Here is a 23577-nt window from a genome sequence, read left to right as displayed (position 1 = left end):
GGCTGGCGTCCTACGGTCGACTCATGCCCGCCGAACGCCGTGACTTCACCGTCGATCTACCTCGTAAGCGGATGGCCGCAGGGCTGCTCCTGACCGATCCTCGCGGTCGAGTGCTGCTGGTCGAGCCGGCATACAACGCCTCGTGGGAGATCCCTGGTGGGTGCGTCGAGGCCGACGAGTCGCCCTACCAGGCGGCGGTCCGGGAGTGCCGTGAGGAACTCGGGCTGACCCTGACGCCCGGCCGGCTGCTGGTCATGGACTGGGTGCCACCGCAGGCTGGCCGCACCGAGGGGGTCATGTTCGTCTTCGACGCGGGCACGCTCACGCTCGAGCACGCGGATCAGATCGTGTTGCCGCCGACCGAGTTGCGCAGTTGGTCCTGGTGCGACCAGCCGGAGGCCGATCAACGCCTTCCGGCGCTACTGGCCCGACGCGTCGCCGCGGCCCAGAAAGCACGCGGCCACGGGTTCACCAGGTATTTGGAGAACGGGCTGCCGGTCACCTGAGCCCCGGCCCTGCCCGGGCCAGCCGCATCCACGATTCGACTCCTAGCCCTCTGCTGAAAATCCACCTACGGGAGGCCACCTTCGGGCGACCAGCCCGATTCACGCACGTCCCACGGTCATCCATTCGAACAACTTTGAGGAGGTTTGTCCATGACTCAGACGACCACCGCACAGAGCCCCAGTACAGCGGGCCAGCCGGGCACAGCGCATCCGGAGTCGGTGTTGCCGGAGTTGCGGGCCACGTGGTGGGAGACGGGGGTACGGGCGCGGGCGGAGGCCGGGGTGTTCACCGTCTTCGCGGAGTTGCCGCGGCTCGTCTGGACGGCTCTGGGCGTCAGTTGGCGCGCGGACCGACTCCGCACCGGTGTGGTCGCCGTGGCGACGGTCGGTGCGGGGGTGATGGCGGCGTTCGGCCTGTTGGCGACGCAGCGGGTGTTGGTCGAGTTGTTCGCCGGCGGCCCGACGGCGGACAAGGTCCGGGCGGCGCTGCCCGCGCTGGCCGTGCTGGCGGTGACGGTCGCGCTGCGCGCGGGGATGGGCATCGCCACGGGGTACGCGCAGAACGGTCTGACGCCGCAGGTGAGCCGGGAGGTGGAGCGGGGCCTGTTCGAGGTGTCCACGGCGGTGCGGTTGGAGGCATTCGACGCCGACGCGTTCGCCGACGAGATGGAGCGCGCCTCGCGAGGCACCGAATCCGCGATCGGGCTGGTGCAGTCCTCGATGAACCTGCTCGCCGGGCTGGCCGGGGTCCTCGCCGTGGCGGTCGCCGTCGTGGTGATCCATCCGCTGCTGCTGGTGGCCCTGTTGGTGGCGACGGTGCCGAACGGGTGGGCGGCGCTACGGGCGGGGCACCTGCGGTATCAGACGTACACGGCCGGGTCGGTGCGGCGACGCCGGTTGTGGCTGTTGCAGCGGCTGATGGCCGAGCGCGCGTCCGCCCCGGAGTTGCGGTCGTACGGGCTGCGCCGGTTCCTGCTCGACCAGTACGACCGGGTCATGCAGGTCGAGACCGACATCCAGCTCGTCCTGGCGCGGCGGGTCACCACCACCACGTCGGTCGGAGCGATGATCGGGGGAGTAGCCACCGCCGTGGTGTACGCACTGCTCGGGCTGTTGTTGATCGACGGGCAGATCCCGCTCGCCGCTGCGGCGACGTGCGTGATCGCCGTGCAGGCGGCGCAGCGCTCCCTCGCGATCGTCACGTTCCAGGTCGACCGGGTCTACACCGAGGGCCAGCACTTCAGCGACTACACCGGGTTCATGGCCCGCGCCACCGCCTACCTGCCCGACCAGCACCTGGGCACGGCACCCGGCGGCACGCTCCCCGACCGGCTGCGCGAGCTGGCCGTCAGCGGGGTGAGCCTGTGTTACCCGGACCGGGACACCCCGGCCGTCGACGACGTCTCCTTGACCATCACCGCGGGGCAGACGGTCGCGTTCGTCGGGGAGAACGGCTCCGGCAAGACCACCCTCGCGGCAATGATCGCCACCCTGCGCACCCCCACCCACGGTGCCATCGAATGGAACGGCCGCCCGCTGTCGCAGTGGGACATCAGCAGGCTGCGCGCCCGGATCGCCGTGGTGACGCAGGAATACCACAAGTGGCCGTTCACCGCGGCCACGAACATCGCCATCGGCGACGTCGACACCATCGCCCAGCAGGACCTCATCGAGTCCGCCGCCGCCCGCGCCGTCGCCCACGACATGATCACCGAACTACCCCACGGGTACGAGACGCTGCTCGACCGCACGTTCGCCCGAGGTCAGGACCTCTCCGGCGGGCAGTGGCAGCGCATCACCGCCGCCCGTGGCTTCCTGCGCGACGCCGAACTGCTGATCATGGACGAGCCGTCGTCCGCGCTCGACCCCCGCGCCGAGGACGCCCTGTTCCAAGCCATCCGCGACCGCAGGGGCCGTGCCACCACGATCCTGATCACGCATCGGCTGGCGAACGTCCGCCACGCCGACCGGATCTTCGTCCTGCATCACGGCCGACTGGTCGAGGCCGGCAGCCACGACGACCTCGTCGCCGCCGGTGGCCGGTACGCCGAACTGTTCGCCCTCCAAGCCGCCGGCTACGAAAGTGGGATTAGTTGCATCTGATGCATCACATCGCAACGCGGCGTGGGGCGCTGCGTGAGGAGGTTAACGTCGCACCTCCCCCGCTGAGCCGTGACTTCCACCGCCTGTGGGGCGCCTACTCGGTCAGCCACCTGGGCTCCGCCGTCGGGGCAGGCGCGCTGCCGCTGGTCGCGATCCTGCTGCTGGACTCATCGACTCTGCAGATATCCCTGCTCGCGGTGATCTCCGGCCTCGCCTCGGCGGTCATCGTCTTACCCCTGGGTCCCTGGGTGGAGTTCCGGCGTAAACGGCCGGTGATGATCGGCGCCGACCTGCTGCGCTGCGCGGCCCTGACCAGCGTCCCCATCGCCGCCGCGCTCGGCGCCCTGACGTACGAGCAGCTGTGCGTCGTCGCCGTCGTGCAGACCGCCGGCACCATCGTGTTCAGCGCCGCCAGCGGCGCGCACCTGAAGCATTTGGTCACCGTCGATCAACGTGTCACCGCCAACAGCCGATTCGAGACCTCCCAGTGGACGGCGAACAGCCTCGGCTCGCCCATCGGCGGTGTCCTCGTGTCCTGGCTCGGCGCTACCGCGTCCATCACCGTCGACGCCGCGAGCTTCCTGATGTCCGCGCTCGGGATCCGCCGCCTCCGCAGCCCCGAACCGCCGCCACCAACGCGGCAACCCACCCCGAGCCGGGGCCGGGAAGCCATCGAAGGATGGCGGCACATCCTTCACCACCCTGGCCTGCGAGCCCTGTTCGTCAACGCCGTCATCTTCGGCGGCGCCATCACGGCCAGCACGCCCATCATCGCGGTGTTCATGCTCCGCGACCTCCACCTGGCTCCCTGGCAGTACGGCCTGGCCCTCGGACTGCCCTGCCTCGGCGGCATCCTCGGCTCCCTCACCGCCGGCCCCCTCACCACCCGCTACGGCCTGCGCAGGGTCCTGCTCACCACCGGCGTCGCCCGCACACTCTGGATGGGATTCATCCCCCTCGCCCCGCCCGGCACACCGGGCCTGATCATCATCACCCTCGCCGACACACTCCTGCTGTTCGCCGCGGGAACGTTCAATCCCACCTTCGCCGCCTACCGCATGAACCACACCAGCGAGCACTGCCTGTCCCGCGTCCTAACCGCCTGGTCCATCACCAGCAAACTCACCCAACCCATCGTCATCGCAGCCGCCGGCATCCTCGCCGCCGCCACCGGCCCCCGCACCGCCCTCACGGCAACCGCCGCCCTCACCCTCACCAGCGCCGCATTCCTGCCGTGGAAGACAACCCCGAACAGCCCGCTCCACACCCCCGCCGCCAACGCGCCCAGCGGACGTCGCCTACCGGCACGTCGTTCCGCTAGCGCGAGCACCCGCCTGCCCACCGCCGTCACGGCCACCGCCACCACACCCAGGGAGAACGCAGAATGAGCGATGACAACCCGCAGCGGCGGGCACCCCGCCGCTACACCGGCACCACGACCGATTTCGTGCTGGACGGCACCACGGGACGCCTCACCACGGCCACCTCGTCCGGTCAGCTCACCCACGTCGACCTGCGCGTCGGCAAACACGGCTCCACCCTGGCCGGCCTAACCGAAGCGCTGTCCACAGCGATCACCACCGCGCTGCAAGCCGGCGCGCCCCCGTCCGAGTTCGTGGCCCCACTCCGGCACACCCACTACACCCCTTCCGGCGCCACCACCGACCCGGGTGTGCCACACGCGACCTCACTGAGTGACTACCTCGCACACCGCCTCCACCAGCAGCACACCAGCACCGCGCCACCGCACCCAGACGCCGCGGAGCTGCCTGGAGCCGCCCGAACCAGCACGCAGCCGCCACTGCCTACGGCCAGCTGGGTGCCACACCTCCGCAGGTGACCCGACCTCGATCACCCTCAACCTGGCGGGAGACGGACAGGGCATGCGTGATGACGAGTTACGCGGTCAGGTTGGCGCGAGTCAGCCACTGATGCGGGCGCTGCGCACAGTGCGGGACTCGGGCCTACCGGACGCCTGGATTGGCGCTGGTGTCCTCAGGGACCTGGTGTGGGACCAACGCTACGGGCACGGATTCGACTTCTCCCGAGCCCGGGACATCGACGTGGCATTCTTCGACACCACCGACCTGACCCGGGCCAACGACGAGCACGCCACCGGACGGCTGACGGCGATCTGGCCGGGACCGCCCTGGGAGGCGAAGAACCAGGCCGCCGTGCACACCTGGTATTCCACCCGATTCGGAGGCGACCCCGTCCCCGCGCTGCGGAGCATCGCCGACGCGGTCGCGACCTGGCCCGAATACGCCACCGCCGTCGCGATCCGTCTCGACGCCGACGGGCACATCGCTGTCTGCGCACCACACGGACTCGAGCACCTCCTCGACGGCATCTGGCAACGCAACCCGACCCGAGTCAGCCTCGCCGTGTCCGCGCAACGACTAACACGGCAACGCCCCGCCCACCGCTGGCCCCGAGTCCGAGTCCTCACCTGACCACCCACGATCGACGCCAGGAGGCTCACCCCGAATGCTCGACCCCCGCCGAATGGATGACTCGTCCACTCTCACGATCGCTGCCGCCCAACCGCCGGTCACCTGCGACGCCACGCTCAACGGCGCCGCAATCCGTACGCTGATGCGCCGCGCACGTCAGCAGGGCGCCCACCTGGTGCAGTTCCCCGAAGGCGCCCTGTCCGGGTACGCCGGGCAGGCCAAGGACCACTTCGCCGGCTGGGACGTCGACTGGACATCTCTGCGGAGAGAACTGGACACGACCGCTGCGCTCGCGGGTGAACTCGGCCTGTGGGTGATCCTGGGCAGCAACCACCGACTCAGCGGCGAGCACCGCCCGCACAACAGCCTGTACGTAATCTCCGACCAGGGACGCATCGTCGACCGCTACGACAAGCGCTACCTCTCCCACACGGAGATCACCCGCTTCTACACCCCCGGCTTCACACCAACCGTCCTCGACGTCGCGGGATTCAAGCTGGGCCTGGCACTTTGCATCGAGATCAACTTCCCGGAGTTATTCCTCGACTACCTGCACAGGGGCGTGGACTGCGTCCTGTTCTCCACCTTCTCCGAAGACCCGATGTTCGCCGTTATCGCCCAGGGCCACGCGGCCACCATGAGCCAGTGGGTGAGCGTCTCGGTGCCCGCGCAATGCAGTACCGCAATGCCCGCCGGAATTATCGGCCCGCACGGCAGCTGGCTCGCACGGTGCGCACCCGATGGCAGCGCCGACCTGGTCTGCGCCACGCTCGACCGCGACGCCCCAGAACTGCGCATCGCCGTGCACCACGCCCGCCCCTGGCGCACCACCGCCCGCGACGGCACCATCTACCGACAGCGGCGCGTGGACGATCCACGCAGCCACAACCGCACCGGGAGGTGACGACGGTGCCGAACCTGCGCCGCCTGCTCCGCGGCCAACCTCAGCTCCCGCTGATGATCGTCGGACATGGCCGCATCGACCACGCCCACCTTCCCGGCGGGCTGCGGAAACAACTGAAGGAACTGGCCGCTACCGACACTGCACAATGGGGATTGCTCTTCGTGCTCGACGCCCGACGGCACCGCTGGACCCTCTTCTCCCCCGACGCGGAGTACGCGGCGCTGTTCGCGCCCGCCGCCCACACCCTGAACCTCGACGTCAACATCTTCACAACAAAGTTCCCCTGCTGGAACAGCGGATGGAGAATCACGTAGCTACGGCGCCGGAGGGATCGCCTCGGCTGCGGAGAAGGGATCAACTCGCCCCGGACCGCCGGATCGTCGCTTGCCTGCCCATCGCCGCGCAGCCATCCACCGCACGCTCAGGTGTGCTGTTAATCGTCCGTCTTGGTCCCGTACCCAAGTAGCTGCATCGCAGCGACGTTGTCGGGCTGGGCCCAAAAAAGGTGGTGTAGCTCGTCGGGCAGCTCGTCGCGATGGGCGCCGATGAGCCCCTTGCGGAAGAAGCGGTCGTCGGACTGCTGCAGCTCGGTGAACGACGGAATCCGCGCGTCGGCGAGGGGTCGGAGCTGGGGTACCAGGGTTGCCATGACCTGTTCAATGGCCGCTCTCGGCTCACGGGCGAGCTCCTCGTACCTGAGGACCACCCGGTGAGGTGCCGGTGGCCGCAGCCAGCTCAGCACGTTGCGTCCCCAGCTACCGGTTCCAACCTTGTCCCGCCGGGCAATCATAGCGCTCAATTCTGAGGCGAACCGTGTGGAGTCTTCCTCGCTGGCCAGGCGGGCCCACGAGACGAGTGCATCGCGGCCGTCTCGGACGAGGCAGATGGCCTTGTCCAACTCATCGACTTGGTCGTCGCGCTGCCGGTGTGTCTTGACGAGGTGCACCGCTTCGGACTCGCGCATGGCATCGATCGCTGCAGGCCGTTCGGTGAAGCCGACCAGATCGGCGCCCAGGCGCTCAGCCACGCCGTCGACGTCATAGACGACGGATGTCCGCACGCCGTAGAGCCTGTTGAGGGCGATTCGCAGGAAGGTGTTGCCGGACCGGGGGAACGAGGACACCCAGACAATCACCTGTGCACTCTAGCGAGCGCGACCGCCCGCGTGGTTCACCTAGCGCCTCGGTCGAGGCCAACGGTGAGGTGTCACCATGCGAATCCTTCACGGCATCTGGGTAGTGTCCGTAAGCATCGTCGCGCGTCCGAGCGGCTAACCCGCACGGTCGTTCTGGCCACGTCCATCCTGAAGTGGTGGGATCTCAACAATCACCATGCCGGTAGTCATCAACGGCACCTGCGCCACAATCTCCCCCTGTGGGCTGATGACACTGGTCGGCCCGTAGCCGACACGATGCTCGTCGCGCTCGCCGGTCACATCCGCTGACACCAACCACATACCAGTCTCCCGCGCGCGCTCAGCCCGGATTCCGTGGTGCAGGTCCTTCCAGCGCACTGCGGTCTCCCGCCGCATCATGTTCTGAGCTGGCACGAGCAGGACGTGGGAACCCTGCGCCGCCACCGCCGCGGCGGCCTCGGCGAACTGGGTGTCGTAGCAGATGTTGATGCCGTATCTGACGCCCTTCAACTCGAAGGTCGGGTAGGCATCGCCCTTGTCGAGCAACGCTTCCCCGGGCAGTAGATGGGTTTTGCGGTAGACGCCCACAAGCACACCTTGCGTGACGACGACCGCAGTGTTGCAGTACCTGTCGCCGTTTCGTTCGATGACGCCGAACACGAGGGTCTGCTCGATCGGGCTCAGCCGCTTGAGCACCGACGCGAACCTCGCGGAGCTGAGTTCCATCGCCTGGGTGCGCATATGGTCGTCGTTGACCAGATACCCCTGCAGGAAGCACTCCGGGAACAGCAGGAGGTCGACGTCCTGCGCATCGGCCTGCCGGGCGAAGCCCTCGATACACGTCAGCGCTGCGTCGATGTCGCCGAGGAACTCCTGGGTCTGGCATGTACCGATACGCAGCCTCTCCTGCACGCTCTGATCGTAGCGGGACGACGGCGAGGCAGCCGGCGACGACTCTTCGCGTAGTCGTCGACGCGGGTAGCGCCCTTGCATCGGCAGCACCTCCCCAACGCGTCGACCGTGCCGCGGGCACACCCGTCGCGTAACGCGGGATACAGATCTCCGCAAAATGGTCGGCACAGTACCGCGCTGGCTACGACCTCCGGTGCCGGAGCGACGCCCTGCGGCGGAACCTTCTCTAGGGGCGAAGGATCTCCCTAGCCGGTGCCGGCTCGCGGGCCGCCCCGTGATCGTCCACGCCATCGGGACGCACCGGCGGCGAGTTCAGTGGTTGAGGCAACGCACCCCGCCCACGCTGACTCACCCTGCGTAACCGGCGTCTCACCTCACTGTGCGCAGTCCGATCAAAGGGACTCCTCGGCATTGAGGATCACCACTGGATGGTCATATCGTCGAACCAACTACTGACGCTGCGGAGGGGGGTTGTCACCGTGTGCAAGGGCGTCGAATGGGACTAAGAACATGACCATGACCTGCTACTGTGGACGATTCGCTTCGAAGGGCTGGGGATGATGATCGCGGGGTACTAGTTGACATTCATCCGGCCCGCTCGGTGGGCCCTCGCTCTGCTGACCACTTCTGGTGTTCTGGTGGCGCTCGCGTGCCTCGCGTGGGCCGTGCATGAGGCACGGTGGCCAGAACCTTCGCAGCAGGTCTATGTGTGGATGGGTGCCGCGCTCATGGCGATGGGCGCGGCCTTTTCGGTTCCGATAGCGCCTCGCAGGTCCATTCGCGTGACGTTGACACCAACGGCGTGCCTGGTGTGCGCGGCAGCGCTGCCTGCGCCCTGGGTAATTGTGTGCGCAGCGGTCGGCGTCAGTGCGGCTCGGCTGGTGACGAGATACCCACGCTCGTCCGGCGTGTACAAGGCGGTACACAACACCAGCATGGACATCATCGCCGCAGCGCTGGCCGCGTCTGCGATGTATGCCTTCGGTATCCGTCCAGCCGTTGGTGAAGCCGCGCCGGATCCCATGCTCCCGCGCTACCTGGCGGGCTTCCTTCTTGCGGCAATCGCGGTGCTGCTGTTCGAAGAATTGGTGACGACGGCGGCCGTGACGCTAGCGACCGGACGGCCGGTAATGGTCGTGCTTCGCTACCTGTGGCGCACCCGGCTGGCCGTGGCGGTTGCTGAGACGATCACCGCCGGATTGTTCACCGAGGCCACTCGGCTGGACCGGCGGACACTGATAGCACTACCTGCGGTGATGTTCGTCCTGCACCTCGTGCTGACGTATCGGTTGCGGGTTGGCGAGGAGCGGCGGACCTGGGAACGCCTGGCCGCTTTAAGTGATGCCCTGTCCGCGCGTGATCTGGACGTCGTGCTACGAACCGCGGCAGCCGGTGCGGTCGACCTGTTCGGTGCCCGTTCGGCGGACATAGAGATCGCCGACGGTCAGCGTTTGGTGCGAGCCAGTCAGCAGGCCGGCGTCGCCCGCGTGGTGTACGACGGCCTTGCCACGAACGCCCCGAGCATTGCCACGACTCGGACGGTTCGGCATGAGGTCGGGGGCGACGCGACCGGGTTGCACGGGGCGGTTCGGCTGTATCTGCGTGGGCCGCGAGACGAATTGTCTGCTCGGGAGCAGGTTGCCCTACGAGCCTTCGCAGCAACGCTTTCTACCAGCCTGGACATCGCTCACGCTTACGGTCTGCTGGCGGTCGACGCGCATCGTCACGAGGTGGCGGCGACCACTGACGAGGACACCTCGATGCCCAATCGGGCGGCCTTGCTGAGCCGTGTCACCGAGGTGGCGGTCGGGCCGTGCTACGTAGTGGTAATCCGCTTGGAGAATTTTCACTTTCTGGCTGATGTGCTCGGCCGCGACCGGGCTTTGGCACTGCTGAATCGGCTAGCCGCTCGGCTGTGTCACGTGTCGCAGGCAGCGACATCGGCTGTGGCTCGTGTGGGCGACGTGACCTTCGCCCTCGTCATGTGGGGCGTTGAGGCGGACACCGCCTATCAGTCGGCGTGCTGGGCGGTGGCGACACTGCGTCGTGAGGTCAAGGTCGATCAGAGTCGGCTGACAGTACGGGCGAGCGCCGGGATGACAGCGGGAGCGCCCGAGGACGCTGCCGACCTGCTCGATGCTGCCGAGAGGGTGTTGTCGAGAGCTATTAGGCGCGGCCAGGACAGATTGGTGGCGTTTCAAACCGGCCCCGTGCGTGAGTCGTCGTTGGCCCATGAGCTGTCGCGGGCGCGGCTGTCGATCTCGGTCGAGCCAGTTGTCAACCTGATCAGCGGCCGGATAACCCTCGTACAGTCCACTCCGCGGTGGCTGCACTCACGCCATGACGTGCTGGCGGCCGACGAGTACGTCTACCAACTCATCGATGACCCCGACAGCCTTGAGCGGCTGGCGCGGCAGGTGTTAACGCGGTCACTGGCCGCCGCGGCGACTTGGCGTGACGCGTTGCCCGAGGTGGCGCTGGTCGTTCCGGTGCCGGCTGGCGCCCTCACGTCCACCTTCGCCGAAGCCATGCGTGACGTGCTGCGGGAGCACTCCGTCGCAGGGACATCGCTAGTGCTGGCGATCAGCCAGCCCCCGGGCCCGAAGACCCGCAAGGTGGTCGAGCAGATCGCGCAATACGGGGTGCGGCTGCTGTTGGACAACTACGGCTACAGCCGCGTTGGCATCGACTCGCTCGACGCCGCAGCCTGGAGTCTCCTGCGCCTGAATCCAACGTACGCATTGGAGGCAGGTTGGAATCCAGCGCGGTCGGTCGTCCACGCAGCCGTGGATCTCGCCAGCGATCTCGACCTCTCCGTCATCGCCGCAGGAATCACCAGCGAGGACGAGCGCCGCGAACTTTCCACGATCGGTTGCGCCCTGGGCAGCGGTCCGCTGTTCGGCAGTGAAATGTTCCCGAGCCAATTGCGGAGCCACGCGCGGCTGTGGCAGCCAACGGCGCTGGATGCCGGGGCCCGGGCGCTGCCACTACACCGCGCGAGCCGACCGGTCGCGCCGCGACGCGCCTAACGGAAACAGCGGTGTGTCGCCCACGGCGCTCACGCCCCCCGTCTCATCCGTGGCGGCCACCACCGGCACCCAACGGGCGGTCTCGGCAGCGACGAGCGGGGACTCGTGCAGCGCCCGGGCCACGCGGGCCAGGCGGTGAGCTTCTACGCGTACGTCGTGCGGGCCGTGGCGCTGGGACAGCAAAGGCGATTCGTCGGCCTCGGGTGGCAACGAGGCCTGGCGGCGGCGTAGCGCGACCGCGACGGTGGCGGCCTCCGCGACGGCCTTGACGGCGTCGTCATCGAGCCGGTTGCGCTGAGCGCGTCGGGTCGCGCTGGCGTACACCTGCGGGCTACACCAAGGGCGTAGAACCCGCAGGGCCTCGTGAACCTCGATGACCGTGCGGTGGCGTTGTCGACTGCCGCCGGCTTCGACGGCAACCGGCGCGGCAGTGCTCGTACTGATAATGACCGCGTCGGGCATGCCGGTGCGGAGCGTCATCCACAGACGATGTACGTGCCAGTCGGTGCTTCGGTCGGTCCACCACGCCGATGGCCCGCAGGTGAGTCGTAAGCGTGAGATGAGCCGCCTGGCGGCATTAGAGGAGCGCGGCGTGGACGCTGCCGCTCGGTCCAACTGCTGGTACAGCAGGTCGGCGGCCAATTCAGCCTCGGCCTCAACATTCGGATCGACGTGGCCTTTCACCACGTCGCCGTCGTGGTCGAGGAGGTAGTGCCCGAGTTCGTGCAGTGCGGTCTGCCTTTTGGGCAGAGCGGGCATCGCGGCGTCGACGAGGATGTAATCCACACCGTTGCGAGCGAGGATCACTCCCGGAGGCAGGTGCGCGTCCAGCCGCACCGAGCGCACCTTGAGGGGACGACCCCGGGCTTGGCCGATCGCCTCGCACCAAGCATCCACGGTGTACGGCGCGGGCGGCGGTGGCACACCTGCCTTGCGCAGGCGTCTCGCGATCCGCGTCCTGGCTAAGAGCATCTGCACCTCCTGACACTACGGTCAGTGCCGGACGAAAGATCAGAGTGTAGCCGCACGGATGCCGCGTGTGGGTACCCCGAATCTACGGGGCACAACAGCAGACGGTTGGTCGATAGGCTTCGGCCCCATGATCGATGGCAGCGATGCCGCCGATCGCCGTACGGACCTCGGGGGTGCGACCGGTGACTGAGCAGCGGACGAGCGCGCAGGGCACTACGGGTGGTCGGGCCACCGTTGCCCGGGTCTACGACTTCTTGCTGGGCGGCGAGCAGAACTTCGCGGCTGACCGGGAGGCGGCACGTCAACTCCTGCAGGCCGTGCCGGAAGCCGCGGACATGGCCCTTTCTGCCAGGCTTTTCCTGCGCCGCGCGGTGCAGACGCTCGCTGAGGACGGGATCAAGCAGTTCCTCGATCTGGGCAGCGGCATCCCCACGCAGGGCAACGTCCATGAGATCGCGCAGGCCGTCGACCCGGCAATCCGCGTGGTCTACGTCGATATTGATCCGGTCGCGGTTGTCGCGTCCAACCAGATCCTCATCGGCAACCCCACGTGTCGCGCGATCGAGGGCGACTTCACCCGCCCCGACCTGATCCTTGACGCACTCGCCGGTAGCCACCTCTCCACCGTGATCGACCTTGAGCAGCCCACCGCGGTGCTGTACTGCTCCGTCCTGCAGCAGGTCGCCGACGACCAGGTCGACGACGTTGTCGCGCCGATCCGAGACCTGCTCGTTCCCGGCAGCGCCATGGTCATCTCGCATCTGAGCGCGACCATAACCGACAGTTTCGGCCAATCCGCCTTGGACGAAGGCAGAAGCGTGTACCGCACTCAGGCCGCCACCGAGATCACTCTGCGCACCGACGAGCAACTCACTGCCTTGTTCGGCGACCTCGCCCTCATCGAGCCAGGACTTGTTCCGCTCAACCACTGGCGGCCCGAGCTCAGCGAGCCGGACCCATACGCCACGGCGCCCACACCGTCACCGGTGCGAGGTGCTGTGGGGATCCGCTACTGAGCAGCCTGGCGATCGGCTTCGGCCTGCGGCGTTCTCAACGGTGACCATTCCGGCGGATCTACAGCTGCCACGTTAAGGGCCATTGCCGCCGCCCACGCTGCCCCTCCGTGTGTCCCGCGGCGGCAGCCGACTGTCTCTCGACGTGAATCGCGCGGCCGAAGCCCTAGCGAAAGATCCCCAGGCCGACTCGTATCGCCTCGTCATCGACTCACCCTCGGGCAGACACATGAGCACGGGCAGGGCGCCGTTTCGCACTGCACGCACGACCTCCGGCACCCCTGGTCGACGATACCGGTGTGCATCGCGCCAGCCGTAACCTGGCCGCAAATCCCCAGGTGAGAACGCTTCTCTGGGTCTGTTGACGGCACGGTGATGCTGCCAGACCTAGCCAGAAATATGGACACCGCGCTCGAGCACGTGCTGAATTAGACCCACTGGTGGCCGCGCCACCGACGCGAATAAGAACACTTTCCCCGAGAACCTGCCGCACATCGCGCGTAGGGCAATCACTCACGTCCGAAACAGGTAACAGAATGACGCTTCCGTCAATTCAATCTCCTATCTCGTCACGTTTGTACCGCCGCGCGTCCGCCGGGACCGTGCTCTGCGCCTTCGGCGTCGTCGGACTAATCGGAGCAGGGTGCACCGCGAAGGACGACGTACCCGCGGCCGCGACCCCGCCCGGCCAGGTAGCTTATTCGAGCGCGCCGGCCACGCCCGCACCTCCGGCAGCTTCCTACCGGCCGGTGGACGCACTGTGCACGCGCCTCGACCTGCAGGCCGTCGCCGATCTGGCCGGTGAAGTCGGCACCGCGCAGGACACCTCCCGCACCGCAGGCGGCACTGCCACCTTGGCGTGCGCGGTCACCGTCGGGCACCTCCCCGACGGCGTTGTCGTGACGGTCCGCGCGGACGTCGGCGCGCCCGAATCCGGGCAGCTGATGTACGAGGGACTGCGCCAGGTGCAGGAGGCCAGCGGTCCGGTCACTGAGCTGCCCGGCATCGGCGCCGCCGCCTACACCTACACGGACAAAGCGACTGGCACCTACGTGGTGGCCTACGACGCGAACCTGTACCTCACCGTCGGTGCGGCACCTTTACGCATCGGAGCGCGTCTGCCCGCCGACCTGGCCAAACGGCTGAGCGCCGTCGTCTCGTCCGCAATGAACACCCTGCGTGCCTGAGCTGGGCCGACGCCCTTGCGCAGCAACTGACTGGAGGCCCCAGAGATGCTCACGTCACCCCTGCCGCCGGTACTGCCCGGGAGCGGCACCGACGACTATGCCCGCTACATGCGCACCGACGAACTGCTCGCCCTGCAGAGAGGGCCGGCGGAATGGGTGCATCCTGACGAGCTGTTGTTCCAGATCGTCCATCAATCCAGCGAGCTGTGGCTCAAGCTCACGCGCTCCCACCTGTCTCGCGCGCTCACCCACGTCGGCGTTGGAGAGGTGGGCGCGGCCGAGCTGCTAATTCGCCGGGCCGCGGAGGCGCTGCGGTTGATCACCGAGCATCTGCACATCCTGCGGTCGCTGCCACCGGCGCAGTTCGCCGTCATCCGCCCCGTACTCGGCACCGGTTCCGGATTCGAGTCCCCCGGCTGGCGGCTGCTACGCACCGCGAGCACCGAGCTGGACATCGCCTTCAGCCGGCTACTGTCCGCGCTGCGCCTCACCGCGACCGACCTGTACCGGGGCACAGCACCATCCGATCCGCTGTATCGCCTGGCGGAGGCGCTAGTGGGATTCGACGAGCGGATCGCGTTGTGGCGCACGGAGCACTACACCGTCGCCACACGCGTCATCGGCCAGGGAGTGCTCGGCACCCGCCACACACCGGTCGACAGCCTGAGCAAGTTGATCAGCCACCGACGGTTCCCCACGCTGTGGGAAGCCCGTGCGGCACTGATGGACGCGTCCGCACCGGCTGCTTGCCCGGGGCAGGTTCAGCGGTGACCGCCGCGACTCTCACGATGCCCGCGGCGCTGCGGCAGCGACTGGCCGGGCCGTCCAGCGGAGCCCACCTGGCGGCGTGCAGCATCGCCCCCCGCACCATTGACGTAGACCAGGCCATGGCCCAGATGCTCGAGGACCTGTCCCGGCCCGGCTTCTGGGACGCGTGCGAGCAGAAGGTGGCGCAGGCTCGCCGCCTGTTCGCGCAGCTCATCGGCGCTGATGTCGACCAGATTGGCATCCTGCCAAACGCCAGCATCGCCGCCCACCAGGCCGTCACCGGCCGCCGCTGGCGACGACGCCGCGACATCCTCACCAGCACCGCCGAGTTCCCGGGGATCACACACGTGCTGCTGGCCCAGCCGGGAATGCGGGTGCGCTGGTGCGGCACGGTAGGCGGAGCCGTTCGGACGAGCGACTACCTGTCACAGATCACGCCGCGGACCGCCCTGGTGTCGGTGCCCGCCGTCACCTACCGCGACGCGACCCGCCTCGACGTAGCCCGAATCGCCGCCGCCGCACGAGACGCCGGCGCGGAGGTCCTCATCGACGCGTACCAGGCCGCTGGCGTGATGCCCGTGAACGTCAACACGATGGGCTGCGACTACCTCGTCACCGGCGCCAGCAAATATCTGTTCGGGCTGCCCGGGCTCGCCTTCATCTACGCCCGCCACCCAGGGGGACCGCCGCCCACGCTCACCGGGTGGCTCGGCCGCACCGACCCACACGCGATGCGGGCGACCATCCTCGACTCGCCGATGACCGCCAGGCGTTACGAGACCGGCACCCCCGCCGCAGCCGCCGTGTACGCCGCCGTCGCCGGCCTGTCCCTGGTCGGTGACCTTGACCTGCAACGGGCGCGTCACCACACCCAGCGGCTGATCGCCACGACCGCCCAGCGCCTCGCAGCCCAAGGCGAGGTCGTCCGCCTGGCCGCCAGCATGGATGCGCAAGGCGCCCACCTGGCGATCGTCGAGCCACGCGCCGAGGCGATGGCCGCCTGGCTCGGACACCGCGGCGTCATCACCGCACCCCGCCACGACGTCCTGCGCCTGGCCACCCACGCCTACACGATCGACAGCGACATCGACGTCGCGTGCGAGGCGATCGCCGCCTACCGATACCGCGCCCGGGTCCTCTCCGGTGCACGCCAATGAACGCCGACGCCCTGCGACGGTGGCTAGCTGAGCCACGAACCGCCGCGTACCGCTTCCCGGTCCACGCCGTCATCGACGCCTACCAGCACTACGGGAAGCACTCCGTCCCCGCTGAATGGACCGTGCTGCTGCGCTGCGCCCGCGATCGTCTACCCGAGGTGCCGGACCCGAACGAGCTCTTGGCCACGCTCCTGAACATCCTGCTCGACAAATCCGACGGCCGCTTCGACTACCGCAGCTACCTGGCCTTGCCGCTGATACCCATACCCGATCCGGACGACAGCCCCCAGCCGGCCCATCGGCTGCTGGCCCGCCGCGACCGACTGCACACCCTTCTGCTGACCGACCTCATCGCCTTCGAGCTACAAGCCCTGGACACCACCAGCGCGCCCCTACCCCTTCAGCGCCCTGACCTAGCCCTCGTCACCAAACGTCTACGCCACGCCGTGCGCGCCGCGACGCCCGCGCTGCGACGGCTCAGCTTCGTCATCCCCGACGCCGGCAGCCCGCTCGCGAACGCCCGGCGGCTGGCCGCGTCGGTGGCGATCAGCCAGGGCACCAGCGCACAGCAGATGCTGCGGACCACCATGCTGCCGGTCTCACGAGTCCACGACGAGTGGATGTTCATCCGGGTGCTGCAGACATTCGAGTTGACCTTCGGCCTACTCGCCGTGGACCTCGCCGCGATCATCACCGCGGCACAGGGTGGGCAGCTGCCCACCCTGGGCGCGCGCCTGTCCTTCGCCGCCGCGCTCCTGCGGGAAACAACACCACTGTGGTCCCTGCTGGCCACCTTGCAACCGGCGGCGTTCCACAGTTTCCGTGTCCACACCGACGGGGCCAGCGCCATCCAGTCCCGCGCCTACAAACTGTGCGAGTCGCTGTGCCGCACACCCGACCCGGACCGCCTGCACTCCGCGGCGTACCTGTCGGTGCCCGACGTGCAGGCGCGTATCAGCAGCGGGCAGGCCACCATCGCCGACCTCCTCGCCGCCATCCACAGCGACGAGCGCACGGTCGCCGAACAGCCAGCCCTCGCCGACGGGCTCCGAGAGTTCACCGCCGCCGTCCACCAATGGCGCCGCACCCACTACCGCCTCGCCGTACGGATGCTTGGGACCGACCAACGCGGCACCGGCGACACGCCTGGAACTCCCTACCTGCTCCGCAGCCGCGACACTCCCCTGTTCGAAGGCCCCGACGCCACCGACCCGTCACAGGCCAGCCGATGAGCGTGCACACAACGCCAGCATTTCTGGCCGGCAGCATGCACCACGACCTGCTCGCCGAAGCCCACGGCTTTCTGAATCAGCGCCACGCGGAAACCGGCACGTCGGGGCTCGCACGCCGGTGGCGCGACGTTCGCGACGAGATCCGCACGACGGGAACTTGGCAGCCGACCTACGACGAGCTGGCCTACGGGGCGCGCGCCGCCTGGCGCAACTCCGGCCGCTGCATCGGCCGGCTGCGGTGGCCCAGCCTGATCGTCCGCGACCGCCGCCACGCCACCACCCTCGACGAGGCCACGCGGGAGCTCACCGCGCACCTCAACGATGCCGCCAACGGCGGACACGTCCGCTCCGTCATCACCGTCCTCGCACCCGCCACCGGCACCTCGGCCCCGCCCGTGCGCATCGTCAGCACCCAGCTGGCCCGATACGCGGCATGGCGCACCAACGACGGCATCCTCGGCGATCGCGCCAACCTGCCCCTGACCAACGCCGCCTTGGACCTGGGTTGGCCGGGCCCCGCTCGGCGCGGCGCTTTTGACCTTCTGCCGTGGCTGGCCGTCACCGCTGACGGACGGCTGCACCTGCTACCGACCGACCCGGGCCGGGTCCTCGAGGTGCCGATCGAGCACCCCGAGCATCCTTGGATCGCCGGCCTCGGTCTGCGGTGGCCCGCCATCCCCGTCGTCAGCAACATGGTGCTGCACCTCGGTGGCCTGCGGTTTCCCGCACCATTCAGCGGCACCTTCATGGCCGGTGAGATCGCCACCCGCAACCTCGCCGACCACCACCGCTACAACCTGCTCCCCACCATCGTCGCCGGCCTCGGTCTGCGCCCTGGCGATCGACTACGTGCCGACAAAGCGCTGCTCACGCTCCATGAGGCGGTGCTGCACTCGTTCGAGGCCGCCAGGGTGGCCATCACCGACCACCACCGCGAAAGCCGCCGCTTCGCCCGCTTCGTCGCCAACGAAGAGGCAGCGGGACGCCGCGTGACAGGCGACTGGAGCTGGCTGAACTCCTACCCCATGACTCCCCAGGACCCCTCCTGGAACCGCTACTACGACACCAGCCAACCCACCCCGGCATTCCTGCCGGACCCGCACTGCCTCGCCCTCACCGCCGGTCACCCCAACCCCGGCCAAAGACCCTCGCCGCGTCAGCACGCCGATGTCCCCCCGGCCGCTGCCGCTCTACCCAACCAATCCAGGGAGGACACGTGTCCACACGCTCATCTGCTCGAACCCACCACTGGCTGATTCGCCTGGCCGCGATCGCGGTCACGCTGCTGAGCACCACCGCCGGTCTCGTCGTCACCTCCGCACCCGCGCAAGCGGGCGGCTGCCGCGTCGCTCCGTACAGCGGCTACCCCAACTACAGCGACCTCTACATGCTCTACGACGGCGTCGAGATCATCAGTCAACCGCAGTACCCGAAATACCTCACCACGACCAGTCAGTGCAGCGACATCCAGATTCGCAACACCGGCGACAACGACGACTACGGGCCCTTCGACGCCTGCATCAACTTCTACGGACGCGCCACCTGCAACTACTGGACGCACGTGCCCGTCGGCCAGTGGCGCAACCTCGCGACGAACGTGAAGGACGGCACCAAGTTCTACATCTGGATTCGCATCGACTTGGGCAGGTGGTACGGCTTCAAGGCCGCCGGCGACTGGTGACCGATCGCTGGGGGTCGCCGCGGGCGGCCCCCAGCGTTCGGGTCGACGACAGCCTGCGCCCGCCGACCGCGTTCGCAACCACTGCGCGGGGGCACACCTAGTCGAGGATCTCCCAGGCCAACGCACTTGGACGTTGCCCATCGCTCGTGAGGAACTGCCGGGCGGCTTCCCGGGCGCTCGCGTTGCTCACTCTGGTGCGCTCGGGCCACGCGTCGGTGGGGGTGCCGGCATAGTCGAACGTGAACGGTGGCCCGGCTTCGAGATCCGGCTCGTACCCCCAGGCGCTGCTGCCATCGGCGCCGACGTGATAGACGAACGACCGTTGCGGGTGGCCGACGCAGATGTCGAGCATGACCGGGAAATCCGCTCCGCTGGGGGCGACGAGGGTAACGCAGTAGGGCAGGCGTTCGGGGTGGTCCTGAGCGACGCTGCTGAGCGTGGCGTCGAGTTCGGCGACGGTCGTCACGGACGCCGCGCCGTCACCGCGTCCCCAGGTGATGTCGATGCTCATCGCCGGATCCCTTCTCCTGTTCCGACGTACAGCTTATGGAGCCACGTCCGGTCGCCGTCGGTGAGGAACACCGTCAGGCGGGTTCCGTCAGGCGGGTTCCCTCCGGCAGGATCGTGGCGAGGATCTTCTCGCAGACCAAAGGTCGATCGGGTCGTCACATGGAGTGTGGTTGAGCACGAGGACCGCCCCCTGCGGGCCGCCGCGACGACGGAGAACGGCGGCGGCCTGCGCCTCGGCGTGATCCATGACCGTGGCCTGGGCCAGCGGCGGCTTCAATCCCACCCCGGCGGCGGGAAGCCGGCCGACACGCAGCTGGCGGCTGCGAAGCCGCCCGTCAGGCTCCGCCGAGAAGTCAGAGTCATGGATGACCGCGCTGTCGGCGAGGAGGACCGCTTCGGTCTTGTCGTGCGCACTGGTGCGACGCGCCAGGCTCGCAGCTGCCCGAAGGACAACTTGTGGTGTGTCAGGTGATGCGGGTGGTCGACGGTTCTCGCCGCCACCCGCCGTCAATTTCCCAGCCCACCCAACCCTCTCGTCCGGGTGAGGATGTCCTGCACCTTGCTGGCTGACTGCGCGACCGCCACGCTCACGCCGTCAAGCTGACGTGCGCTGCGGTCGACCATCTCCGCCGCGGTGTGGTCGGTGGCGCCGTGCAGCGCCGCTTGAATCAACGCCCGCGCTTGGTGAAGTTCAGCGCCGGCTGCCCGGATCAACTCTCGGGACCGATCGAGATGAGCTTTCGCCTGAAGAAGCCGAGTCATCAGTTCCGCCGCGCTCACCGACACACTTTCTTAGAACATCGATGCTCATGCGATGTTTGCGCTATGGATCCTCGGCGATGCTCCGCTGAAATCGGCGGTAACGCGACATCAGTCGCGGCGCTGAGCTGTGATTCCCGGTGACGATCAGCGAATCCGCGCGATCAGGCTCCGGATAGCTTCGCGTCCGATATGTTCCGGTGGTGGATACGCCGCTGCGGGAACCCACCTTCTTAATCCTGACCGCGCTCGCTGTTGAGCCGATGCACGGTTACGGGCTCATCCGTGAGGTTGCCGCCCTGTCCGAGGGTCGTCTGTCGCTGCGTCCCGGCACCCTCTACGGCGCGCTGGATCGGCTCGTCGATGGCGGGCTGGTTCACATCGACCGGGAAGAGACGGTGGACGGTCGGCTGCGCCGCTACTACCGCCTGTCCCCAACCGGTGCTACCACCCTGCACGCGGAGACGCGGCGGCTGCGCCACAACGTCGACGTCGCGACCGCACGCCTGCGCAAGCGGGCTCGCGCCGCTGGACCTACCGTCCGGCGTCCCGTGGAGGGGCTGACATGAGTGACCTGGAAGGCCGCTACCGGCTGCTGCTGCGCCTGTACCCGGGCGATTACCGGCGCGTGCGCGGCGAGGAGATCCTCGGCACGTATCTTGATCTGGCGAACCTCAACCGCCGTTGGCCCTCGGTCGCGGACGCCGCCGACCTGCTCGCCGGCGCGGTGCGTGAGCGGCTAAGGGCAGCCGGTGCCAGCGATCTCATTCCCGGCGTACGTCTTGCTGCGGCGTTGGCCTTCGTCACTGCGACAGGGCTGGCTGGCCTCTGGGCCGGAGCCGAACAGATCACAGCAAACGGCGATCGGAGCGTGCCGACTTTCGGACCGTTCGCCACCATCGGCATCGTCGTCTGGGTCGCGTGGCTGCTGGTCGCTGCTGTCGATGCTGTTGCCGGCGTGCGGTGGACGCGGCTGGCCATCGTGTTAGCCCTTGTGCTGACCGCCGCCGTCGTGCCGGTCGCCGACCTAGTTGGTATGCCGCGGCCTCGGTTGTTTCACCTCGTGCCCCAAGCGACGCTGGGCCTGCTCGCGCTGGCACTACTCGCCCACCGACCCCGGTGGCAACGCATCGTCACGCTGCCTACTGCCCTCGGCGTCGGGCTTAGTATCAGTGCGTCTCTGGCCGGTCGGGGAGCATTCTCCTACCGCTGGGACGACGGGGGCATTCTCCTGACCTATACAGGGGTGGCGTTGCTGGCCGTTGCGGTGCTGACGGCGGCGGTGCTCTCGCTGCGCGGCGACGCCCGAGGGCTCTGGGCCACCCTGGTCCTGCTCATTCCGATAGGACTCCTCAGTCTGGGCCCGCTGAGCGCCCTCACCAGCGACCTCGTCGGTGCCAACTATCCTGCCCTTCCGGTCATCGCCGGTACCGCCGTCGCCGTGGTCCTTGGGTCGGCCGGGAGCCTCGCTGTCGCAGTGGCTGCCTGCCGACGAGGAACCACTCGCGGGCCACTCGGCGATCCCGAGGCAGCTCCTGCCACCTCGTGCCCCACCTGCGGTAGATGACGTTCTCACGGCACGTTCGGCCCGTGCGTAGGTGCCGTCCGTGGATCAGCCAGGAGCGCAAGGGGTGGGAGAACCGGTTGGCGCGGCCTGGCTACCGCGGCTGTTCGCACACCAGACTGGCGTTGACGCATCTGGTTGGTGGGCGGAGCGCAGACGTCGGGCCGCAAGCGCGCCAAGGGCCGGCGCTATCGCGACGACGGCCAGCGCGGCGGCCGGGCCCCACGTTTGCCAGAGGGTGGCGCACAGCGCGGTGCCGCAGCCGCCGCCAAGGAACGTCGCGAGGGTGAGGAGCCCGCTCACGCCGCCGCGGGATTCGACGGCGGTGTGGGCGGTGACGTGGGCGGTGAGCAGCATCTGCGTGATGGCCGAGGCGGTGAACGCGGCGGTGGCCGCTGCCACGATCGTCCAGGGGCGCGGGGTGATCGCAGCGTTGAGCATCGTGGCGGCGAGGATTACGCTCACCGCGGCCAGGACGTGCCGTGCGGACAGGCGGCGAGCGGCGAGGGCGGCGAGTCGGGCCAACGCGGCGCCGATCACCGCGCCGGGTAGCAGGAGCACGCCAATCTGCATGGTGCTGTAGCCCTGCTGGTTGAGCAGGTGAGGTGCGGTGTAGAGGACGGCGAACAGGCCGGCGTACACGCCGGCGCCGATGATGGTGGCTTTGTGGAACCAGCCGGCGGACAGGATCCCGCGGGTGAGGAACCCGCCCGGGTGTATGCGGGTGCGCGCGGTCAGGCCCAGGGCGGCGGCTGCGGTGGCAGCGGCGAGTATCGCGGTGGTGAGCGCGCTGGTGTGGGGTGCGGTTTGGGCGGTCAGCAGCAGTCCGGCGGCGACGGCCGCGAGGAGTCCGGCGCCCGGCCAGTCGAGCCGGTCATGCTGCGTGCGTGGCGCGCTGTGGGACCAGCATGACGGGATCGCGGCGATGGACAGCACCGGCAGGATCAGCGCCGCGCGCCATGACCAGTGCGCCGCGAGCGCGCCGGCCAGCGGGGCGGTCGCGGCGAACCCGGCCATGCAGGCGCCGAAGGCCGCCATGCTGGCCCGCCGGTGGGCGGCGGGTAGGCGGGCTGTGCTCGCGAGTGCCGCTGCCATGACCGCTCCGGACCCTGTCGCGAGCAGGACGCGGCCGATGACGACGGTGTTCAGGGTGGGGGCGACCGCGCAGATCAGGGCGCCGAGTGTCAGCAGTGCCGCGGCGCTCAGGAGAACCCGGCGGGTGCCCCACAGGTCGGTGAGGCGTCCGGCGGTGACCGCGCCGACGCCGACGCCCGCGGCGTATGCGGTCAGGATCCACGCCAGCCCCGCAGCGTTGGCGTGTAGATGGGTGGCGGCGTCGGGAAGCGCGACGGCGGCGGCGCTGACTCCGTAGACAGCGGGCCCGTACAGCACACCCAGCTGCCACCCCGCAGTCGAGCCGCTACGGACGGCAGTGCTGGCCGTGGAGATCAAGGTCAACGTGCTGGCGGGGGCCGTCATCGGATCCTCACTTCCTGAGCCGGCGCGTAGGCGTGCGCGTCATCGAACGGGTTATCCACAGGTGTCGGCGGCTGTGGATAAAGGTGTGGAGTGGGTTCCCGACGTCGGTGTGCCCAGACAGCGGCGGCCACGACGGCAGGTGCGAGCAGGAACGCCGCGCTGAGGGCGGTGACCGCGGCGACGGCGAGCGCGGCCACCGCGCGCAGGCGCGCT

The 23577-nt window shown here is 68.6% G+C and carries 25 protein-coding genes; 17 read left to right on the top strand and 8 right to left on the bottom strand.

Features of this window, described 5'->3' with window-relative positions:
• The first annotated feature begins 23 nt into the window (after positions 1 to 23).
• From JM949_RS04695 to JM949_RS36470, 7 genes are all read left to right on the top strand, one after another.
• On the top strand, positions 24 to 506 hold the full coding sequence (locus JM949_RS04695) for an NUDIX domain-containing protein (RefSeq protein ID WP_238432592.1): 483 nt from the start codon (positions 24 to 26) through the stop codon (positions 504 to 506).
• A 150-nt stretch (positions 507 to 656) separates the two neighbouring features.
• Entirely contained in the window at positions 657 to 2609 is a 1953-nt protein-coding gene (locus tag JM949_RS04690) for an ABC transporter ATP-binding protein (protein WP_203147203.1), read from the top strand.
• Positions 2609 to 3997, top strand: a complete 1389-nt coding sequence (locus JM949_RS04685; RefSeq protein WP_203147202.1) for an MFS transporter — start codon at positions 2609 to 2611, stop codon at positions 3995 to 3997. Before JM949_RS04690 ends, JM949_RS04685 begins: the two co-directional genes overlap by 1 nt.
• The gene (locus JM949_RS04680; protein ID WP_203147201.1) at positions 3994 to 4449 is read left to right on the top strand and encodes a TSCPD domain-containing protein; all 456 of its coding nucleotides are present in this window, start codon (positions 3994 to 3996) and stop codon (positions 4447 to 4449) included. The genes JM949_RS04685 and JM949_RS04680 overlap by 4 nt, the downstream gene beginning before the upstream one ends.
• Positions 4450 to 4492: 43 nt before the next feature.
• Positions 4493 to 5062 carry a nucleotidyltransferase family protein gene (locus JM949_RS04675; RefSeq protein WP_203147200.1) on the top strand — a complete coding sequence of 190 codons (570 nt, stop codon included), beginning with the start codon at positions 4493 to 4495 and terminating at the stop codon, positions 5060 to 5062.
• Between the two features lie 34 nt (positions 5063 to 5096).
• Positions 5097 to 5966 carry a carbon-nitrogen hydrolase family protein gene (locus JM949_RS04670; protein WP_203147199.1) on the top strand — a complete coding sequence of 290 codons (870 nt, stop codon included), beginning with the start codon at positions 5097 to 5099 and terminating at the stop codon, positions 5964 to 5966.
• A gap of 5 nt (positions 5967 to 5971) precedes the next feature.
• Complete coding sequence (locus JM949_RS36470; protein WP_238432591.1) at positions 5972 to 6280, top strand: hypothetical protein; 309 nt, start codon at positions 5972 to 5974, stop codon at positions 6278 to 6280.
• 119 nt (positions 6281 to 6399) lie between these two features.
• Here JM949_RS36470 and JM949_RS04660 read toward each other — a convergent pair whose 3' ends face one another.
• On the bottom strand, positions 6400 to 7101 hold the full coding sequence (locus JM949_RS04660) for a sulfotransferase domain-containing protein (RefSeq protein ID WP_203147198.1): 702 nt from the start codon (positions 7099 to 7101) through the stop codon (positions 6400 to 6402).
• 135 nt (positions 7102 to 7236) lie between these two features.
• Positions 7237 to 8013 (bottom strand): carbon-nitrogen hydrolase family protein, encoded by a 777-nt coding sequence (locus JM949_RS04655; RefSeq protein WP_309232005.1) that lies wholly within the window; start codon positions 8011 to 8013, stop codon positions 7237 to 7239.
• Positions 8014 to 8921: 908 nt separating this feature from the next.
• Here JM949_RS04655 and JM949_RS36465 point away from each other — a divergent pair.
• Entirely contained in the window at positions 8922 to 11042 is a 2121-nt protein-coding gene (locus tag JM949_RS36465; protein ID WP_203147196.1) for an EAL domain-containing protein, read from the top strand.
• Here JM949_RS36465 and JM949_RS04645 read toward each other — a convergent pair.
• The gene (locus JM949_RS04645) at positions 11001 to 11879 is read right to left on the bottom strand and encodes a DUF6545 domain-containing protein (RefSeq protein WP_203147195.1); all 879 of its coding nucleotides are present in this window, start codon (positions 11877 to 11879) and stop codon (positions 11001 to 11003) included. The two genes, JM949_RS36465 and JM949_RS04645, sit on opposite strands and share 42 nt — an antisense overlap.
• Positions 11880 to 12196: 317 nt before the next feature.
• Between JM949_RS04645 and JM949_RS04640 the strand changes: the two genes are divergently transcribed.
• From JM949_RS04640 to JM949_RS04610, 7 genes are all read left to right on the top strand, one after another.
• The gene (locus JM949_RS04640; protein WP_309232004.1) at positions 12197 to 13030 is read left to right on the top strand and encodes an SAM-dependent methyltransferase; all 834 of its coding nucleotides are present in this window, start codon (positions 12197 to 12199) and stop codon (positions 13028 to 13030) included.
• A gap of 746 nt (positions 13031 to 13776) precedes the next feature.
• Positions 13777 to 14214 carry a hypothetical protein gene (locus JM949_RS04635; protein WP_309232003.1) on the top strand — a complete coding sequence of 146 codons (438 nt, stop codon included), beginning with the start codon at positions 13777 to 13779 and terminating at the stop codon, positions 14212 to 14214.
• 45 nt (positions 14215 to 14259) lie between these two features.
• Complete coding sequence (locus tag JM949_RS04630; RefSeq protein WP_203147193.1) at positions 14260 to 14985, top strand: tryptophan 2,3-dioxygenase family protein; 726 nt, start codon at positions 14260 to 14262, stop codon at positions 14983 to 14985.
• The gene (locus JM949_RS04625) at positions 14982 to 16139 is read left to right on the top strand and encodes an aminotransferase class V-fold PLP-dependent enzyme (protein WP_309232002.1); all 1158 of its coding nucleotides are present in this window, start codon (positions 14982 to 14984) and stop codon (positions 16137 to 16139) included. Before JM949_RS04630 ends, JM949_RS04625 begins: the two co-directional genes overlap by 4 nt.
• Positions 16136 to 17371 carry a tryptophan 2,3-dioxygenase family protein gene (locus tag JM949_RS04620; protein WP_203147192.1) on the top strand — a complete coding sequence of 412 codons (1236 nt, stop codon included), beginning with the start codon at positions 16136 to 16138 and terminating at the stop codon, positions 17369 to 17371. The genes JM949_RS04625 and JM949_RS04620 overlap by 4 nt, the downstream gene beginning before the upstream one ends.
• Positions 17368 to 18627, top strand: coding sequence for a nitric oxide synthase oxygenase (locus JM949_RS04615; protein WP_203147191.1), 1260 nt, complete (start codon positions 17368 to 17370; stop codon positions 18625 to 18627). Before JM949_RS04620 ends, JM949_RS04615 begins: the two co-directional genes overlap by 4 nt.
• On the top strand, positions 18588 to 19052 hold the full coding sequence (locus JM949_RS04610; protein WP_203147190.1) for a hypothetical protein: 465 nt from the start codon (positions 18588 to 18590) through the stop codon (positions 19050 to 19052). Before JM949_RS04615 ends, JM949_RS04610 begins: the two co-directional genes overlap by 40 nt.
• Before the next feature lie 97 nt (positions 19053 to 19149).
• On the opposite strand, the gene JM949_RS04605 is transcribed toward JM949_RS04610, so the two are convergent.
• The 3 genes from JM949_RS04605 to JM949_RS04600 form a co-directional block, all read right to left on the bottom strand.
• Positions 19150 to 19563 (bottom strand): Imm1 family immunity protein, encoded by a 414-nt coding sequence (locus JM949_RS04605; RefSeq protein WP_203147189.1) that lies wholly within the window; start codon positions 19561 to 19563, stop codon positions 19150 to 19152.
• 87 nt (positions 19564 to 19650) lie between these two features.
• On the bottom strand, positions 19651 to 19809 hold the full coding sequence (locus JM949_RS39555; RefSeq protein ID WP_407664691.1) for a DddA-like double-stranded DNA deaminase toxin: 159 nt from the start codon (positions 19807 to 19809) through the stop codon (positions 19651 to 19653).
• Between the two features lie 260 nt (positions 19810 to 20069).
• Complete coding sequence (locus JM949_RS04600; RefSeq protein ID WP_203147188.1) at positions 20070 to 20342, bottom strand: hypothetical protein; 273 nt, start codon at positions 20340 to 20342, stop codon at positions 20070 to 20072.
• A 182-nt stretch (positions 20343 to 20524) separates the two neighbouring features.
• Between JM949_RS04600 and JM949_RS04595 the strand changes: the two genes are divergently transcribed.
• Complete coding sequence (locus JM949_RS04595; protein WP_203147187.1) at positions 20525 to 20890, top strand: PadR family transcriptional regulator; 366 nt, start codon at positions 20525 to 20527, stop codon at positions 20888 to 20890.
• A complete protein-coding gene (locus JM949_RS04590; protein ID WP_203147186.1) occupies positions 20887 to 21888 on the top strand; it encodes a hypothetical protein in 1002 nt (333 codons plus the stop codon). The genes JM949_RS04595 and JM949_RS04590 overlap by 4 nt, the downstream gene beginning before the upstream one ends.
• A gap of 45 nt (positions 21889 to 21933) precedes the next feature.
• Here JM949_RS04590 and JM949_RS04585 read toward each other — a convergent pair whose 3' ends face one another.
• Both JM949_RS04585 and JM949_RS36460 read right to left on the bottom strand, forming a co-directional pair.
• Positions 21934 to 23364 carry an MFS transporter gene (locus JM949_RS04585; protein ID WP_203147185.1) on the bottom strand — a complete coding sequence of 477 codons (1431 nt, stop codon included), beginning with the start codon at positions 23362 to 23364 and terminating at the stop codon, positions 21934 to 21936.
• Positions 23361 to 23577 (bottom strand): hypothetical protein (locus tag JM949_RS36460; RefSeq protein ID WP_238432590.1); only part of this gene is annotated, 217 nt, incomplete at its 5' end. The genes JM949_RS04585 and JM949_RS36460, both read right to left, overlap by 4 nt.

The organism is Micromonospora tarensis (assembly GCF_016803395.1).
In the GTDB taxonomy this organism is placed as follows: domain Bacteria; phylum Actinomycetota; class Actinomycetes; order Mycobacteriales; family Micromonosporaceae; genus Micromonospora; species Micromonospora tarensis.
The sequence above is the reverse complement of the archived record's forward strand: the minus strand, read 5'-3'. Positions and strand labels throughout refer to the sequence as shown.

What these genes read in the sequence shown, in the direction of transcription:
- JM949_RS04690 (WP_203147203.1), top strand. Translation starts at nt 657, where the DNA reads ATGACTCAGACGACCACCGCACAGAGCCCCAGTACAGCGGGCCAGCCG.
- JM949_RS04670 (WP_203147199.1), top strand. Translation starts at nt 5,097, where the DNA reads ATGCTCGACCCCCGCCGAATGGATGACTCGTCCACTCTCACGATCGCT.
- JM949_RS04685 (WP_203147202.1), top strand. Translation starts at nt 2,609, where the DNA reads ATGCATCACATCGCAACGCGGCGTGGGGCGCTGCGTGAGGAGGTTAAC.
- JM949_RS04590 (WP_203147186.1), top strand. Translation starts at nt 20,887, where the DNA reads ATGAGTGACCTGGAAGGCCGCTACCGGCTGCTGCTGCGCCTGTACCCG.
- JM949_RS04680 (WP_203147201.1), top strand. Translation starts at nt 3,994, where the DNA reads ATGAGCGATGACAACCCGCAGCGGCGGGCACCCCGCCGCTACACCGGC.
- JM949_RS04630 (WP_203147193.1), top strand. Translation starts at nt 14,260, where the DNA reads ATGCTCACGTCACCCCTGCCGCCGGTACTGCCCGGGAGCGGCACCGAC.
- JM949_RS04605 (WP_203147189.1), bottom strand. Translation starts at nt 19,563, where the DNA reads ATGAGCATCGACATCACCTGGGGACGCGGTGACGGCGCGGCGTCCGTG.
- JM949_RS04695 (WP_238432592.1), top strand. Translation starts at nt 24, where the DNA reads ATGCCCGCCGAACGCCGTGACTTCACCGTCGATCTACCTCGTAAGCGG.
- JM949_RS04615 (WP_203147191.1), top strand. Translation starts at nt 17,368, where the DNA reads ATGAGCGTGCACACAACGCCAGCATTTCTGGCCGGCAGCATGCACCAC.
- JM949_RS04675 (WP_203147200.1), top strand. Translation starts at nt 4,493, where the DNA reads ATGCGTGATGACGAGTTACGCGGTCAGGTTGGCGCGAGTCAGCCACTG.
- JM949_RS04620 (WP_203147192.1), top strand. Translation starts at nt 16,136, where the DNA reads ATGAACGCCGACGCCCTGCGACGGTGGCTAGCTGAGCCACGAACCGCC.
- JM949_RS39555 (WP_407664691.1), bottom strand. Translation starts at nt 19,809, where the DNA reads ATGGATCACGCCGAGGCGCAGGCCGCCGCCGTTCTCCGTCGTCGCGGC.
- JM949_RS04585 (WP_203147185.1), bottom strand. Translation starts at nt 23,364, where the DNA reads ATGACGGCCCCCGCCAGCACGTTGACCTTGATCTCCACGGCCAGCACT.